Below are 13,043 nucleotides of genomic sequence, written 5' to 3' on the forward strand. Positions count from 1 at the left end.
TCGCGGCGTCCCTAGCCAGGCTAGAAGAGGCGCCGCCACGCTGTGTGGTGAACCGAAACACTCAGCGTGGAGGAAGTGCGCACATGAAGGAGCTGACCGGGGCCGAAGAGCCCACCCCCACCATCGACGAAGCCTGCACCAGACTGCGGAACGCCCTCGAGGGCGTCGGTATCACCCTGCCCTCCCTCGCCGTCGACCAGGTCTCGGCGACCCACCGCGACCCGGCGTACCACCTGCTGGACCTCGGCCGCTGCAACGTGGACACGGCCACCCGCCTCACCGCGGCCCTGACCCGCGCGGGGGCCCCGACGCGATGACGAAGATCGGCACTTACGTCGTAGACACCCGCTCGAACCGCATCGGCGAGGTCATGGACCACCTGAACGGCCACCTCCAACTCCGCCCGATCGGCGGCGGAGTCGAGTGGGACTGTCACCCGACGGACACGGAACTCCCCACGAGGGAAGCCCTGTTGAGCGAACGCCTCCGCACGCGCAACAAGAACACGCACACCCGGGGCAAGCTGAACCCCTGAACACGGGAAGCCTCAACCAGCCCCGCCCGCAAGCCGGTTCACGGCACAAGGCGGGGCCACCCCTCTGCTCGCCGGCGCCTCAGACCTCGTACTGCCCGACCTCGATGAAGTACCGCAACTCCTCCGGCGTCCCGTCCATCGCCCGCTGCGCCGCCGCGTGGAGCGCGGGGCTGATACCCGGCTTCGCGAGGATGCGCGCGACGGCGACCCGATCGTCCTCGGCCTGCGCGAGGCGATACCCGGTAGCCAGGAAGGCGCGTAGTACTTCCGGCGTATTCACGTCGAGGGCCTTGCCCGCTGCGCGGACGACCGCCTTGCCGGGGTTGTGCCCGAGGATGGTGGAGATCTGGACCCGGTCGTCCTCGGCCTGCGCGAGGCGGTACCCGGTCTTGAGGAAGTTCCGCAGGTCGTCGGCGGTGCCGTCGAGCGCTTTGTTGGCCTCGCGGGCGACGGCCTTGCCACTGATGGGGCTCGCCATGAGACGCAGGACGGCGATGCGGAGTTCGTCCAACGACATGTCGTCCACGGGGACTTCGGTGGACACGGCTGCCGAAGCCGAAGCCGAAGCCGAAGTCGATGCCGATGCCGCCGTCGGCGTCGTCGCGAACGCCGGGGACGCGAAGAGGAGCGTCGGAGTCAGGGCGGCGGTCGTGAGCAGAAGGGTGGCGCGGGTCAGGCGTCTCATGTTGCTGTCTCCCCGTGTAGGCATGTCGCGGGGAGAGCTTCGCACGAGGGACGGGGTTGGTGCATTTCCGATAACGGGCAGTGTCGCGGGGGGAGTTGTTGCCGGTGTGCTTCAGAACGGCGTACCGGGAACACCCCCGTACCCCCCTACCCCTCGTAGTACGACCCCACCGCCGCCTGCCCCGTGTAATTCGCCCCCGCCCCCGGATCCGCCCCCACATACCGGAACGGCAGCTCGACCCCCCGCCCACCCCGCAACGTCAGCCGATGCGCCGAGTACACGAACCCCGCCGCCCGCAACGCCCGCAGCACCGGACGGGACGCCGATGCCCCATCGGGACGCCGTACCGACGCCGGGTCGAAGTGCGCGGCGAACAACCCGCCCGGCGTGAGCCAGGAGGCCGCCCGGACCAGCAGGCCGAGCTGGTCGCCGACGTAGTGGAGACCGTGGACGCAGGTGATGAGGTCGTACCGCAGGGTGGGGGTCCAGGTGGAGACGGACGCGGTCACCTCCTCCATCTGAGGGGGGAGGGTACGACGTACCAGAGGACCGACGAGGTCGACGGCCGTCAGCCGCGCCGCACCCGGCAACCGCGGCGCAGCCGCCCGCATCGCCAGCCCCTCCCCACTGCACAGGTCGAGCCACGCGGGCGCCTCCCCGCACAGCTCGCTCACCGGATCGAAGCCCAGCTCACGGGCGTAGCTGTTCACCCCGGTGAGCCCGCGTTCGCGGTTCATCGTGTTGTTGGCGACGACGGAGGTCGCTTCGAGCGCGGCGGCGGTCGTGAGCAGCTCGGGCATGGGTCAGTACTACGCGATCCCTACCCCTCCGGTACTACGGGGTGTCCGGGATCACAGAACTCTGCCCCGCCGTCCGGAAATGGCGTGGACCACGGCCCGGTTGACGTAGACGTACAAGACGTATGCGTATGCACATACCCACCGGTCAGCCGACCGCTTCGCGAGCGAGGAGCCCTTCCCGTGGCAGCCACCCCCACCCGTGCCTCCGAGATCCTGTCCCGCCCAGTCACCATCAACGGCGTCACCCTCGCGAACCGCATCGCGATGGCCCCGATGACCCGCATGCAGTCCCCCGAGGGCATACCCGGGGAGGACGTGGCCTCGTACTACGCACGTCGTGCTACCGCAGGGGTAGGCCTGATCATCACCGAGGGGACGTACGTCGGTCACGACTCAGCGGGCGAGAGCGACCGCGTACCCCGCTTCCACGGCGAGGAGCAGCTCGCGGGCTGGGCGAAGGTCGCGGACGCCGTCCACGCGGCCGGCGGCCGGATCGTCCCGCAGCTCTGGCACATCGGCATGGTCCGCAAGGCCGGCCAGCCGCCGATCGCGGACGCCCCGCCGGTCGGCCCCTCCGGCCTGCGCGTCGACGGCACCGCCGACGGCCACACCATGACCCAGCGCGACCTGGACGACGTCATCGGCGCGTTCGCGCAGAGCGCCGCCGCCGCCGAACGCCTCGGCTTCGACGGCGTCGAACTCCACGGCGCCCACGGCTACTTGATCGACCAGTTCCTGTGGGGCACGACCAACCGCCGCACCGACGCGTACGGGGGCGACCCGGTCGCCCGTACCAAGTTCGCGGCCGAGATCGTCGCCGCCGTACGCGAGACCGTGTCCCCGGAGTTCCCCGTCATCTTCCGCTTCTCGCAGTGGAAGTACGACAACTACGACGCGCGGCTCGCCGAGACGCCGGAGGAGCTGGAGGCGATCCTCACGCCGCTCGCCGCGGCCGGGGTCGACGCCTTCCACGCGTCGACGCGCCGCTACTGGGAGCCGGAGTTCGACGGCGCCGACCTCAACCTCGCGGGCTGGGCCAAGAAGCTCACCGGCAAGCCGACGATCACCGTCGGTTCCGTCGGCCTCGACAACGAGTTCAGCACGGCGTTCGCCGGCAAGACCTCCGAGGCGAAGGGCATCGACGACCTGCTGGAGCGCTTCGAACGGGACGAGTTCGACGCCGTGGCCGTCGGCCGCGCACTGCTCCAGGACCCGGAGTGGGCGGCGAAGGTCCTCGACGGCCGGTTCGAGGAACTGCGGGCGTTCGACCCGGCTGCGCTCCAGACGCTGAGCTAGCGGTAGGGGGGTAGCACAGGGCCCGTACACCTTCGGGGTGACGGGCCCTTGTCGTACCTGAGACGTCGTACCTGAGGCGTCATACCCGGGGGGTAGTACCTGAGGCGTCGTACCTGAGACCTAATACCGTCGCTCGCACGTCCCCGGACGCTGTCCGGGACATGACGCTGACCTGCCCGGACGCCCACCCCCTGTCCGGGACAGCCGCGAACCGTTGCCTCCCCCCGGCCGGGGCCCGCACGCTCGGTGCCGCAAGGTGTCCGGCCGGGACGGAACCGGCGGACACGTCCAGACCCATGCCAACAGGGGGAACAGATGCGTGTTCGACATGCCTTCGCGGTCGCCGTCGCGGGTTCGGCGATGGCCCTGAGCGGCCTGGCGGTACCCGCCGCGCACGCCGCCCCGTTCACCACCAGAGTCGCCCAGGGAGACGACTACGCCAGATGGGATCTGGGCGACAAGGTGACCGTGTGCGACCGGGAGCGGGACGGCAACGGTGTGTACGTCAGCGTGTGGCTGGTCAACGGCTACGACGAGTTCGGCGACAGCAACGGCTCGGCCGCGCCGTGCAGTTCGCGGACGTACGACTACGGACAGGTGGAGGCCATCCAGGTGTGCGAGGACATCATCGGCCCGATCAACGCGTGCTCGGCGGCCCAGCCCGTCGACGACTGACGGCGGGTTGTGGGCTGTGGGAGAGGGGGAGGGGCACGGGGGTGTCCTCCCCCTCTTTCACCCACACGAGTGAACTCCGGCGGATCGGCCGCTCGCTGGAACTCCCGTTCGAGGCGGACCGTTGGGCGGGGCAGAGGCGGACGGTGGGAGACGAGAGGAGCGAGGGATGGCGGCGGAAGAGGTTCGTACGACGGCCGGTGCGGTCCGGGGCAGGCGCGAGGACGGTCTGACGGTGTTCCGGGGGATCCCCTTCGCCGCGCCACCGGTGGGCCCCGCCCGTTTCCAGGCGCCCACTCCTCCGGAGCCCTGGACGGGCGTGCGGGAGGCGTACGAGTTCGGCGCCCCGCCCCCGCAGGAGGCCGTGCTCCCCGGCGCCCCCACGGCAGAGGGCGACGACGACTGGCTGACGGCGAACGTCTGGACGCCGGACCCGGCCCCGCAGGCCCCGCGCCCGGTCATGGTCTGGATCCACGGCGGCGCCTACAAGACGGGCTTCTCCGGCAGCCCCGGCTACGACGCCCAGCACATCTCCCGCAAGGGTGACGTCGTGGTCGTCACCTTCAACTACCGCCTCGGCATCGAGGGCTTCGTCCACATGGAGGGCGCCCCCGCCAACCGGGGCCTCCTCGACCAGGTCGCCGCCCTGGAGTGGGTCCGCGACAACATCGCGGAGTTCGGCGGCGACCCCGGGGACGTCACGGTGTTCGGCCAGTCCGCGGGCGCCAGCTCGATCGCCGCGCTCCTCGCGATGCCGTCGGCCCGCGGCCTCTTCCACCGCGCCATCGCCCAGAGCATCTCGGGCGTGTACTTCTCCGCGCCCCTGGCCAGGGACATCGCGGCGGCAATCGCGGCGGAAGCGGGCGTACGGCCGACGGCGGCCGACCTCGCGGCGATCCCGCCGAGGAAACTCACCGGGGCGGGCGAGGCCCTGGCGGCCAAGATGGCGACGTACGCGCGCTGGGGGCAGGTCGCGCCGACGGCCCTGCCGTACGCGCCGGTGGTGGACGGCGAGATCCTGCCGAAGACCCCGTGGCAGGCGGTGACCGCGGGCGAGGCGCGGGACATCGACCTCCTGGTCGGCCACAACTCCCAGGAGTTCCGCCTCTTCACGGTGATGGGAAACCTCCTGGGCCGCATCACGGAGGACCAGGCGACGGCGGCACTGCGCATGTACGCCCCCGGCGCGGGCGAGGCCGGCGAGCGCGCGTACCGCGAAGCCTTCCCGGACGCCACGGCGCAGGACCTCTTCGAACGCGTCCAGTCGGACTGGCTGTTCGCGATGCCGTCCCTGCGCCTCGCCGAGGCCCAGCTGACGGCAGGCGGCTCGGCCCACCTCTACGAACTGACCTGGACACCCCCGGCCCACGGCGGCATCCTGCGCGGCTGCCACGCCCTGGACGTCCCCCTCCTCTTCGGTACGTACGCGGCGGACATGGGCGCCATCGCCTTCCCCGACGGCGAGGTCCCCCCGGACGCGGCCGACCTCACCGCCCGCTTCCAGACGTCCTGGACGTCCTTCGCCCGCACAGGCGACCCCGGCTGGGAGACGTACGACCCGGAGCGCCGGCTCACACAGATCCTGGACACCCCGTCGCAGGTCAGCCGCTACCCGGAGGAGACGGCGAGGGAGCTGTGGGAGGGGTACGAGTGGGAGGCGCTGCCGCTGGTGGAGTGACGGAGACGGGCTGACGGGACTGGCGAGGGCCGGAGGGCTGGAGCGACGGAGGGCTGGATCGCCGGAGTCGGCGCTCGGGCGCCGCGCTGACGGGGCCGGAGCGGTGAGGCGCCGCGTTGACGGGGCCGGGCCGGCGGAGGCGCCGCGCTGACGAGGCCTGCGGCCTCAGCCCCGTACCCTCTCCGCGATCACCCGCGCGCACGCCAGGGATTCGGTACGGCTCGTGTCCACCACGACGTCGTACCGGACCCCCGCGTGGGCGGCCTCCGCCTGCGACACGGCCATCCCCGGTACCCGGTCCCCCCGCGCGATCTCCCGCCCGGCGGCGACCTGAGCATCACACCGCACCCCCACCCACAACACGTCCACCCCGTCGAACACCTTCTCCCACCCCCGCTGCCCGTCAGCCCCACCGAGCAGCACATCGTCGACGATCACCCGCCCCCCGGCCCGGGCCACCGCGGCGACCCCCTCCCGCCAAGCGGCCTCGGCGGCCTTGAACTCCGCCCCCACCCGGATGCTCCCGTCCGCCTCGAAGAGAATCCCCTCCTCGGAGTTCTGCATCCTCCGAGGCAGCGCCTCCACGAACGAATCCACCCCGAAAGCCATCCAGGCCCCCGGCAGAATCTCCTGAAGACACCGCACGATCCCGGACTTCCCGGAACTGGACCCACCGTTGAGGAAAACGACCCGAGTACCCATACGCCCACACTAGGAGCCCCTCACACCCCCCGGACAACGGATTTCCACCGCTCCCCACCGGCCGCTTCCACCCCCACCCCCCCTACCCTGGACACACCACCCCCGGCCGGAAACCCACACCATGAACCACGCCCAGCTCACCGCCCTAGGCCGAGCCCTCCGCCTCCTGGGCGAACACGGCGACGCGCTGACCGCCGACACCCCGGACGCCAAGCTCCACGAGATGAAGGCGGACATCCAGCGAGCCCTGGACCTGCTGGACGACAGCGTGGAGGGCGCGGCCCCGGTGACCCGCTGCGCCGAGCACCCCTACGGCCCCGTCGACTCGGAAGCTCCCGACGGCTGCCTCCTGTGCGAGACCCGCCGCAGATCGGCCCGCCGCTCGGAACTGCACGGCGAGACCCCGCCCCCGCAGATCCCGACGACCCCCAGCAGGTACGGCGTACGGGAGGACCGCCCGCAACCCCAGCAACGCTGGCTCCCGGAACTGTGGAACGGCCAGGAGTGGCAACTGTGCGGCACCCCCCGCCGGGACCGCCGAGAAGCGGAAGCCTTCCTCGCGGCGCTGCGCCGGGGCCCGCGCCCGGCGATGGCGTACCGCCTGGTCCACGAGTTCACGGACTACGAGGTACTACGGGTATGGGGTACCCCCCTGAAGGTGGACATCGAGCCCCTGGGCAACAACCTCTGACGCCCACACCCCCAGGTACTACACGTTTACCCCGCAGGTACTACGCCCCCCGATGCGCGGCGAGCGCCCCCCGCAGCTGCCCCCCGGCCTCCGCCAGCAACCGCCGGGCGGTCCCCGCGTCCACCCCCGCGAGCAGCATGAGCACCGCGTCCTTCACCTCGCCCCCGGTGGCGGAGAGCGCGGCCTCGATCTCGTCGTCCTCGGCCCCGGTCGCGACGGCGACGATCCGCCGGGACCGGGCCCGCAGCTTCTCGTTGGACGCGCGTACGTCGACCATGAGGTTCCCGTACGTCTTCCCGAGCCGGATCATGGTGATCGTGGAGATCATGTTGAGGACGAGCTTCTGAGCGGTCCCGGCCTTGAGCCGAGTGGACCCGGCGAGCACCTCACCCCCCACGACGACCTCGATCCCGTACTCGGCGGCGCTCCCCAGAGCACTGCCGGGATTACAGGCGATCCCCACGGTCAGGGCCCCTCTACCCCGTGCGTACTCCACCCCGCCTACCGCGTAAGGGGTACGCCCTGAGGCGGACACCCCCACCACGCTGTCGTCCCCCGTGAGAGCCACCCCCCGAAGATCCCGCACAGCCAGCTCCCGGGAATCCTCGGCCCCCTCGACAGAATCGACGAGCGCCCCCACCCCACCGGCGATAAGCCCCACGACTTGCCCGGGAGAGGTATTGAAAGTAGGCGGACACTCGGAAGCGTCCAGAACCCCCAACCGCCCAGCGGTCCCGGCCCCCATATAAATCAACCGCCCCCCACGCCTCATTCGCAGAGCAATGGCATCAATAGCAGCAGAAATAACAGGAAGCTGAGTGGCAACAGCAGCAGGAACGCCGGCATCTTCACGATTCATGAGCCGAGCGATATCAAGCGTAGGAAGCTCATCAATCCGAGCAAAGTCGGCCCGAAACGACTCGGTGGGAAGAGTGGAAAGCTGAGAAAGAAGGTCAGAGGAGGACATAAAGCAGACGGCTCTTTCAATCCAAGGGTTTCCTACACCTACCTAAGGGGCGCGGGGAACTGCGCGATCAACCACATACAACCCGCAGCCCGAACGAAAGATCACCCCTACGGTCTACCGATGCCGATGGGCCAACGCCTCGTACGACGCAGCCAACGCAGGAGCCGCAGCCTCGTAAGTCCGCTGAGCAACCCCCACGAACAGGCAGTCCACCACCAGTAACTGCCCGGTCCGCGACGCCATGGCCGCAGGCCGCAACTCACTCTCCCGAGCAGAGGACGTGGTCAGCACATGATCCGCGTACTGGGTGACGGCCCCGTCCGCCCGCCCCGTAATGGCGATGGTGGTGGCCCCCCGCTCAAAAGCGACCCGCAGAGGCTCGATCACATCCCCCGTGGATCCGGAATGCGTAATGGCGACGGCGACATCCCCACCCCGCAACTGCACCGCATTGGTCACCGCGAGATGAGGATCACTGTGCGCATGGGCGACGATCCCGATACGCAGAAACTTCTGCACCAGATCCTGAGCGACGAGCCCGGAAGCCCCGACCCCGTAAACATCGACGCGTCGAGCAGCGGCGGCGGCGGAAACGGCGGCCCCGAGCTGAACGGTATCGAGCCCGGCGGCGGTATCGGCAAGGGTCTGCCGCTCGGCATGCGCGAGCTTGCTGACGACATCGCCGAGAGAATCGTCGACGGAGATGTCCGTGGTCAGTACGGGCGCCCGCCCGGACTGCTGATGCGCGGCGAGCCCGGCGAGCGCGAGCCGCAGATCGCGGTACCCGGGATACCCCAGTACCCGAGCGGTACGCACGACGGTCGCCTCGCTCGTCCCCGTCCGCTCCGCGAGCCCCGTGACGGTGAGCGCCGCGCACCCCGCGGGGTCCCCCGCGACGGCCTCGGCGACCCGCTGCATGGACCGGGTCATGGACGGAGCGAGCGTGCGCACCTTGGCCGCGAGCGCGCCGCCGAAAATTTCTTTCACGTCACGGGTCACATTCTGAAAGATATTTTCGCTTCGGTGACCGGGTCAAGAGTGCGCACAATGAAGACATGAGCACCGACCCCGTACACCCCGTAAGCCCCCTGGAGCAGGCCCTGCACAGGGCCCGCGCCCTGGTCCTCGCCGACCTGGTCGCGGGCGAGGTCGCCGAGGCGGACGTGGTGTCGCTGGTCGAGGAGTCGGTCGTACAGCGCCGCTGGTGGGTGGAGCAGTGGCCGGACGGCGCGCAGTACGTCGCGGGCCTGGTCGCGCAGGACGTACAGGACGCCCTACTGGAGAGGTACGGCCGCTGGCCCCTGTGCCCGGTCTGCGGCTCGGGCGACCCGCACGCGCTGGACGTCGAACCGGAGCTCGGCCCCGACCCGCACTGGGTGTGCCACAAGGCCGGCGTGAAGGTCGCGGCGGTCGGCTGCCTCGGCACCGGCCGGAGCGGGCCGCCGTCCTCATGACCGTCTACATCGACCCGCCCACCTGGCCCGGCCACGGCCGCCTCTGGTCCCACCTGGTCAGCGACGTCTCCTACGACGAACTCCACGCGTTCGCCGAGCAGTTGGGCGTCCCGGCGCGCGCCTTCGAGCGGGACCACTACGACATCCCCGCGCACCGCTACGCCGATGTGGTGGCCGCCGGGGCCGTCGAGGTCAGCAGCCGCGAGGTCGTCCGGCTCCTGCACGGCGCGGGCCTGCGGCGGCGCAAGGCGAGCGTCCGCCGGGACACCCCTCGGAGCATCCCCTAGAACGCTCCCGGGGACCCCTCAGAGCCGGTACCGCCGCAGCTCGTAGGCGTCCCCCTCCGGATCGGTCCCGACCTCGACGAACCCGGCCCGCTCCAACACCCCTTTGGACGCGAGGTTCTTGGGCTCGACGACGGCGAACACGCTGTCCACGTCCCCCTGTTCACGCCCGAGCGCCCACTCCCCGACCGCTCGCACCGCCTCCGTCGCGAACCCGTTCCCGCGCGCCTCGGGGACGACGTCGTACCCGATCTCCGTACGGCCCTCCCCGTCCGGCGCCGCGTGGAAACCGAGGCTCCCGATCGCCAGCCCGTCCGCCCGCCGCACGAGCACGAACAGCCCGAACTCCGCCCGCAGGACGCCCTTTTCGTACGAGGAGAACACCAGCCCGGCGGCCTCGCGCGTCCCGTCCAGAGGCCCGTCACCGAGCCAGTCGAACCCGCCGTCGCCGCCCACCCACAGCTCGGCGAGCACGGCCGGGGTGGCGGACTCCAGGGAGAGCCGATCGGTGGGCAGGACAAGGCTGTTGTGCCAGCGCCAGCGCAACACCCTTGTGCGGCCCGGCAGTTCACCGCGCCCGGTCGCCCACAGCAGCGTCTCCCAGGGGTCGAGCGCCGGACGCACCTCGGGAAAGATCCGCTGGAGCACGAACTCGGCGAGTTCCGGGGTGGGTTGATAATCGACGTCCAGGCCGCGCGCGATGTCGTGGGTGTGCAGCAGGACTTCGGCGACCCCCATCGCCGCGAACCCCTGCCGGTTCGCGCTCCGGAACGGCGCCGGGTGGTACGCCCGCACGCGCGGCGGCGTGGACCGCACGGCCGCCGCGAGCACCGCCCCGGCCGCCCCGATCACGTCCACCACCCGGGAGTCGGCCGTCACGTCCTCGAACCGGAGCCCGAAGGGCAGGTACCCGCCCTGCACCCGGCCCGCCAACTGCGCGGCGTATCCGAAGAGTTCGTACGCGATGTGCTCGGCGGTCGCCCGGCAGCTCCACTCCAGGCCCGAGGCCGGGGTGCCCGCCCAGTCCCGGTCCGCGAGCGACCGCAGCAGCGTGACGCTCTCCTCGACGGCCGCGTCCAGTTGATCTCCGCCCGAAAGACTTCTCCGCATGACGTGAGCGTAGGGCCTCAGCCGGTGAGCGCCTCCAGTTCGGCGGCGACGTTGCGCCGCGCGTCCGCCTCCCAGTGCTCCTGGCCGTACGGCGTCCTGAACAGCCTTGCCATACCGAGGAGTTGACGCAGAATGTCCGCCCGCCCGGCCCGGAACACCTCCTCGGGGACGAAGCCGTACTCCTCCCGGACGGCGGCCGTGTACGCCGCGTACGCGTCCGGCGCCGAGGCCAGGATCGCGAGGTCCGCGTCGCACAGCACCTCACCGTTGCGGTCCCCGTCGGCCGGCGCGTGATCCTGGGTGAGCCGCACCAGCCGCGCGACCTCCGCCACGCCCCGCTCCGGCACGCCCGCCTCGGTCAGCGCCCGCTCCGCCAGCCGCGCCGACCGCTCCTCGTTCGTCGACCGCTCCGGCAGGTAGACGGCGTCGTGGAACCAGGCCGCGAGCCGCACCAGGTCGGCGTCGTCGGCGTAGCTCTCCAGGAGGTCGACGCGGTCCAGTACCGCCGTGAGGTGCAGCAGCGTGTGATACCTGCGCTGGGGCTCCTGCCAGCGCTCGATCAGGTTGTCGGCGTACCGGTGGGGCGCGATGGCGCAGGAGTCGTCGGCCCGCGCGGCGAGCAGAGCGGGGAGCCAGCGGGAGCGCAGAGCGTCGAGATCGACCATGACCCCTATTCTCCCGCCGCACGAGTACCCCCGACGCCCTACGTTGGACGGATGACCCCTACTTCGGAGCTACCCCGCGACCCCGAACTCCCCGGCCGTATCCTCGCCGCCGAACGCGACCTCCTCGTCCCCCTCCTGCGCGCCCGTCCCGACGCCGACTTCGCGCTCCCGACCGCGGGTTGTCCGGGCTGGTCCGTGCGGGACGTCCTCGCGCACTGCTCCGCCGCCCTGATCCGCGTGGTGGAGAACCGGCTGGAGAAGGGCGTGTTCTCCCCCGAGTCCAACGACCGCGACATCGCCGACCGCGCCGACTGGCCCACCGGGCGGATCGTCGACGAGATGGAACGCGGCATGACCGAGGTCGGCCCGCTGCTCGCCGCCTCGACCGGCCGCCTCGACGCCATCGCGCTCGGCGAGTGGATCCACGCGGGCGACGTCCGCGACGCCTGGAACGAGCCCGGCGCCTACGCCGGACCGGTCCTCCCCGATGCCCTGGCCTTCCTCGCGTACCTCACCCAGCGGCGCGACCATGTCCCCCTCCAGGCCGACCTCGACGACATGGATGCCCCGCTCACCCTCGGCCACTCCGACGGCACCCACCCTCCGGCCCGCTACCTCGGCCCGGCGGCCACGCTGATGCGGCTGTACTCGGGGAGGCCCGTGGAGGGGGCGTCGTACGAATTGGTGGGGGTACGGGAGGCGGAGCTGAACCTGTTCGGCTGACCCGGCGGGGTAATACCCGGGAGCTACCTCTCCTGACGTACCCTGATTGGACTAGACCTATAGGGGTACCTTGCTGGAGGTACCCCTCGACGAAAGGCCCCGCATGAGCACGCGTCCGCTCCTGGAGGTGATCGCCCTCACCCCCGAGGACGCGGTCGCGGCGCAGTCGGGCGGCGCGGACCGGGTCGAACTGGTCTCCGAGATGGCGGCGGACGGGCTGACCCCGGCGCTCTCGGTGTTCGGCGCGGTCCGCGCGGCCGTGGACATCGAGGTCCGCGTGATGCTCAGGGGGTCGGCGGGGTTCGCGGCGGGCGACCTCGGCCAACTCGTGCGCGCGGCAGGGGAGTTCAGGCGGGCTGGCGCGGACCAGTTCGTGCTGGGGTTCCTGGACGCCGAAGGCGCCGTGGACGTGGGCGCGGTGGAGCGGCTCGCCGCCGAACTCGACGGCTGCCGCTGGACGTTCCACCGCGCGCTCGACCACGCCGCCGACCGCGACGCGGTCCGCAAGGCCCTGGCGGGCATGCCGGGCCTGGACACCTACCTCACAGCGGGCTCGCCGGACGGCGTCGAACAGGGCATGGAGACGCTGCTGGGCGAGGCGGGCCGGTACGAGCAACGCCTCCTGGTCGGCGGCGGGTTGACCCTGGCGCACGTACCGGCCCTGCGCGCGGCCGGGATCGACGCCTTCCACGTCGGCGGGGCGGTACGGCCGTACGGCTGGGCCGAGCCGGTGGCGTCGGAAGCGGTCCGGGTCTGGCGCCGGGCGATCGACCCCGCCTGA

Annotated in this window: 17 protein-coding genes; 10 read left to right on the forward strand and 7 right to left on the reverse strand. The window is 71.2% G+C overall.

Features of this window, described 5'->3' with window-relative positions; genetic code table 11:
- The first annotated feature begins 83 nt into the window (after window positions 1–83).
- Both PV682_RS27020 and PV682_RS27025 read left to right on the forward strand, forming a co-directional pair.
- Window positions 84–317, forward strand: a complete 234-nt coding sequence (locus tag PV682_RS27020) for a hypothetical protein (protein ID WP_319734311.1) — start codon at window positions 84–86, stop codon at window positions 315–317.
- Entirely contained in the window at window positions 314–535 is a 222-nt protein-coding gene (locus PV682_RS27025; protein ID WP_319734313.1) for a hypothetical protein, read from the forward strand. Before PV682_RS27020 ends, PV682_RS27025 begins: the two co-directional genes overlap by 4 nt.
- A 79-nt stretch (window positions 536–614) precedes the next feature.
- On the opposite strand, the gene PV682_RS27030 is transcribed toward PV682_RS27025, so the two are convergent.
- Both PV682_RS27030 and PV682_RS27035 read right to left on the reverse strand, forming a co-directional pair.
- Window positions 615–1,220: an ALF repeat-containing protein gene (locus PV682_RS27030; protein ID WP_319734315.1), complete on the reverse strand. Its 606-nt coding sequence runs from the start codon at window positions 1,218–1,220 to the stop codon at window positions 615–617.
- A gap of 146 nt (window positions 1,221–1,366) precedes the next feature.
- A complete protein-coding gene (locus tag PV682_RS27035; protein WP_319734316.1) occupies window positions 1,367–2,020 on the reverse strand; it encodes a class I SAM-dependent methyltransferase in 654 nt (217 codons plus the stop codon).
- A 180-nt stretch (window positions 2,021–2,200) separates the two neighbouring features.
- Between PV682_RS27035 and PV682_RS27040 the strand changes: the two genes are divergently transcribed.
- The 3 genes from PV682_RS27040 to PV682_RS27050 all read left to right on the forward strand — a co-directional run bounded on the left by PV682_RS27040 (window position 2,201) and on the right by PV682_RS27050 (window position 5,666).
- Window positions 2,201–3,316 (forward strand): NADH:flavin oxidoreductase, encoded by a 1,116-nt coding sequence (locus PV682_RS27040; RefSeq protein WP_319734318.1) that lies wholly within the window; start codon window positions 2,201–2,203, stop codon window positions 3,314–3,316.
- Between the two features lie 315 nt (window positions 3,317–3,631).
- The gene (locus PV682_RS27045) at window positions 3,632–3,991 is read left to right on the forward strand and encodes a hypothetical protein (protein WP_319734320.1); all 360 of its coding nucleotides are present in this window, start codon (window positions 3,632–3,634) and stop codon (window positions 3,989–3,991) included.
- 166 nt (window positions 3,992–4,157) lie between these two features.
- Complete coding sequence (locus PV682_RS27050) at window positions 4,158–5,666, forward strand: carboxylesterase/lipase family protein (RefSeq protein WP_319734322.1); 1,509 nt, start codon at window positions 4,158–4,160, stop codon at window positions 5,664–5,666.
- A 165-nt stretch (window positions 5,667–5,831) separates the two neighbouring features.
- Here the strand turns inward: PV682_RS27050 and cpt are convergent, their stop codons facing one another.
- Window positions 5,832–6,368: a chloramphenicol phosphotransferase CPT gene (cpt, locus tag PV682_RS27055; RefSeq protein ID WP_112473412.1), complete on the reverse strand. Its 537-nt coding sequence runs from the start codon at window positions 6,366–6,368 to the stop codon at window positions 5,832–5,834.
- Between the two features lie 121 nt (window positions 6,369–6,489).
- On the opposite strand from cpt, the gene PV682_RS27060 reads away from it, so the two are divergent.
- A complete protein-coding gene (locus PV682_RS27060; RefSeq protein ID WP_319734326.1) occupies window positions 6,490–7,059 on the forward strand; it encodes a hypothetical protein in 570 nt (189 codons plus the stop codon).
- 40 nt (window positions 7,060–7,099) lie between these two features.
- On the opposite strand, the gene murQ is transcribed toward PV682_RS27060, so the two are convergent.
- Together murQ and PV682_RS27070 are read right to left on the reverse strand one after the other, a co-directional pair.
- Window positions 7,100–8,026: an N-acetylmuramic acid 6-phosphate etherase gene (gene murQ, locus PV682_RS27065; RefSeq protein ID WP_319734328.1), complete on the reverse strand. Its 927-nt coding sequence runs from the start codon at window positions 8,024–8,026 to the stop codon at window positions 7,100–7,102.
- Between the two features lie 114 nt (window positions 8,027–8,140).
- Window positions 8,141–9,025 carry a MurR/RpiR family transcriptional regulator gene (locus PV682_RS27070; RefSeq protein ID WP_319734330.1) on the reverse strand — a complete coding sequence of 295 codons (885 nt, stop codon included), beginning with the start codon at window positions 9,023–9,025 and terminating at the stop codon, window positions 8,141–8,143.
- Window positions 9,026–9,081: 56 nt separating this feature from the next.
- Between PV682_RS27070 and PV682_RS27075 the strand changes: the two genes are divergently transcribed.
- Both PV682_RS27075 and PV682_RS27080 read left to right on the forward strand, forming a co-directional pair.
- Complete coding sequence (locus PV682_RS27075; RefSeq protein WP_319734332.1) at window positions 9,082–9,480, forward strand: hypothetical protein; 399 nt, start codon at window positions 9,082–9,084, stop codon at window positions 9,478–9,480.
- Entirely contained in the window at window positions 9,477–9,767 is a 291-nt protein-coding gene (locus PV682_RS27080) for a DUF4031 domain-containing protein (RefSeq protein WP_319734334.1), read from the forward strand. Before PV682_RS27075 ends, PV682_RS27080 begins: the two co-directional genes overlap by 4 nt.
- An 18-nt stretch (window positions 9,768–9,785) precedes the next feature.
- On the opposite strand, the gene PV682_RS27085 is transcribed toward PV682_RS27080, so the two are convergent.
- Together PV682_RS27085 and PV682_RS27090 are read right to left on the reverse strand one after the other, a co-directional pair.
- A complete protein-coding gene (locus PV682_RS27085) occupies window positions 9,786–10,874 on the reverse strand; it encodes a GNAT family N-acetyltransferase (protein WP_319734336.1) in 1,089 nt (362 codons plus the stop codon).
- A 17-nt stretch (window positions 10,875–10,891) separates the two neighbouring features.
- Window positions 10,892–11,539, reverse strand: a complete 648-nt coding sequence (locus PV682_RS27090) for an HD domain-containing protein (protein ID WP_319734338.1) — start codon at window positions 11,537–11,539, stop codon at window positions 10,892–10,894.
- Window positions 11,540–11,590: 51 nt separating this feature from the next.
- Between PV682_RS27090 and PV682_RS27095 the strand changes: the two genes are divergently transcribed.
- Window positions 11,591–12,262 carry a maleylpyruvate isomerase family mycothiol-dependent enzyme gene (locus PV682_RS27095; RefSeq protein ID WP_319734340.1) on the forward strand — a complete coding sequence of 224 codons (672 nt, stop codon included), beginning with the start codon at window positions 11,591–11,593 and terminating at the stop codon, window positions 12,260–12,262.
- A gap of 103 nt (window positions 12,263–12,365) precedes the next feature.
- On the forward strand, window positions 12,366–13,043 hold the full coding sequence (locus PV682_RS27100) for a copper homeostasis protein CutC (protein WP_319734342.1): 678 nt from the start codon (window positions 12,366–12,368) through the stop codon (window positions 13,041–13,043).

This window comes from Streptomyces niveiscabiei, from assembly GCF_033794345.1.
Lineage (GTDB): Bacteria > Actinomycetota > Actinomycetes > Streptomycetales > Streptomycetaceae > Streptomyces > Streptomyces niveiscabiei.

Bases quoted from the DNA above. Each gene is read 5' to 3' on its own strand.
- PV682_RS27095 (WP_319734340.1), top strand. From the start codon at position 11,591: ATGACCCCTACTTCGGAGCTACCCCGCGACCCCGAACTCCCCGGCCGT.
- murQ (WP_319734328.1), bottom strand. From the start codon at position 8,026: ATGTCCTCCTCTGACCTTCTTTCTCAGCTTTCCACTCTTCCCACCGAG.
- PV682_RS27020 (WP_319734311.1), top strand. From the start codon at position 84: ATGAAGGAGCTGACCGGGGCCGAAGAGCCCACCCCCACCATCGACGAA.
- PV682_RS27025 (WP_319734313.1), top strand. From the start codon at position 314: ATGACGAAGATCGGCACTTACGTCGTAGACACCCGCTCGAACCGCATC.
- PV682_RS27060 (WP_319734326.1), top strand. From the start codon at position 6,490: ATGAACCACGCCCAGCTCACCGCCCTAGGCCGAGCCCTCCGCCTCCTG.
- PV682_RS27100 (WP_319734342.1), top strand. From the start codon at position 12,366: ATGAGCACGCGTCCGCTCCTGGAGGTGATCGCCCTCACCCCCGAGGAC.
- PV682_RS27030 (WP_319734315.1), bottom strand. From the start codon at position 1,220: ATGAGACGCCTGACCCGCGCCACCCTTCTGCTCACGACCGCCGCCCTG.
- cpt (WP_112473412.1), bottom strand. From the start codon at position 6,368: ATGGGTACTCGGGTCGTTTTCCTCAACGGTGGGTCCAGTTCCGGGAAG.
- PV682_RS27035 (WP_319734316.1), bottom strand. From the start codon at position 2,020: ATGCCCGAGCTGCTCACGACCGCCGCCGCGCTCGAAGCGACCTCCGTC.
- PV682_RS27045 (WP_319734320.1), top strand. From the start codon at position 3,632: ATGCGTGTTCGACATGCCTTCGCGGTCGCCGTCGCGGGTTCGGCGATG.
- PV682_RS27050 (WP_319734322.1), top strand. From the start codon at position 4,158: ATGGCGGCGGAAGAGGTTCGTACGACGGCCGGTGCGGTCCGGGGCAGG.
- PV682_RS27090 (WP_319734338.1), bottom strand. From the start codon at position 11,539: ATGGTCGATCTCGACGCTCTGCGCTCCCGCTGGCTCCCCGCTCTGCTC.
- PV682_RS27080 (WP_319734334.1), top strand. From the start codon at position 9,477: ATGACCGTCTACATCGACCCGCCCACCTGGCCCGGCCACGGCCGCCTC.
- PV682_RS27075 (WP_319734332.1), top strand. From the start codon at position 9,082: ATGAGCACCGACCCCGTACACCCCGTAAGCCCCCTGGAGCAGGCCCTG.
- PV682_RS27085 (WP_319734336.1), bottom strand. From the start codon at position 10,874: ATGCGGAGAAGTCTTTCGGGCGGAGATCAACTGGACGCGGCCGTCGAG.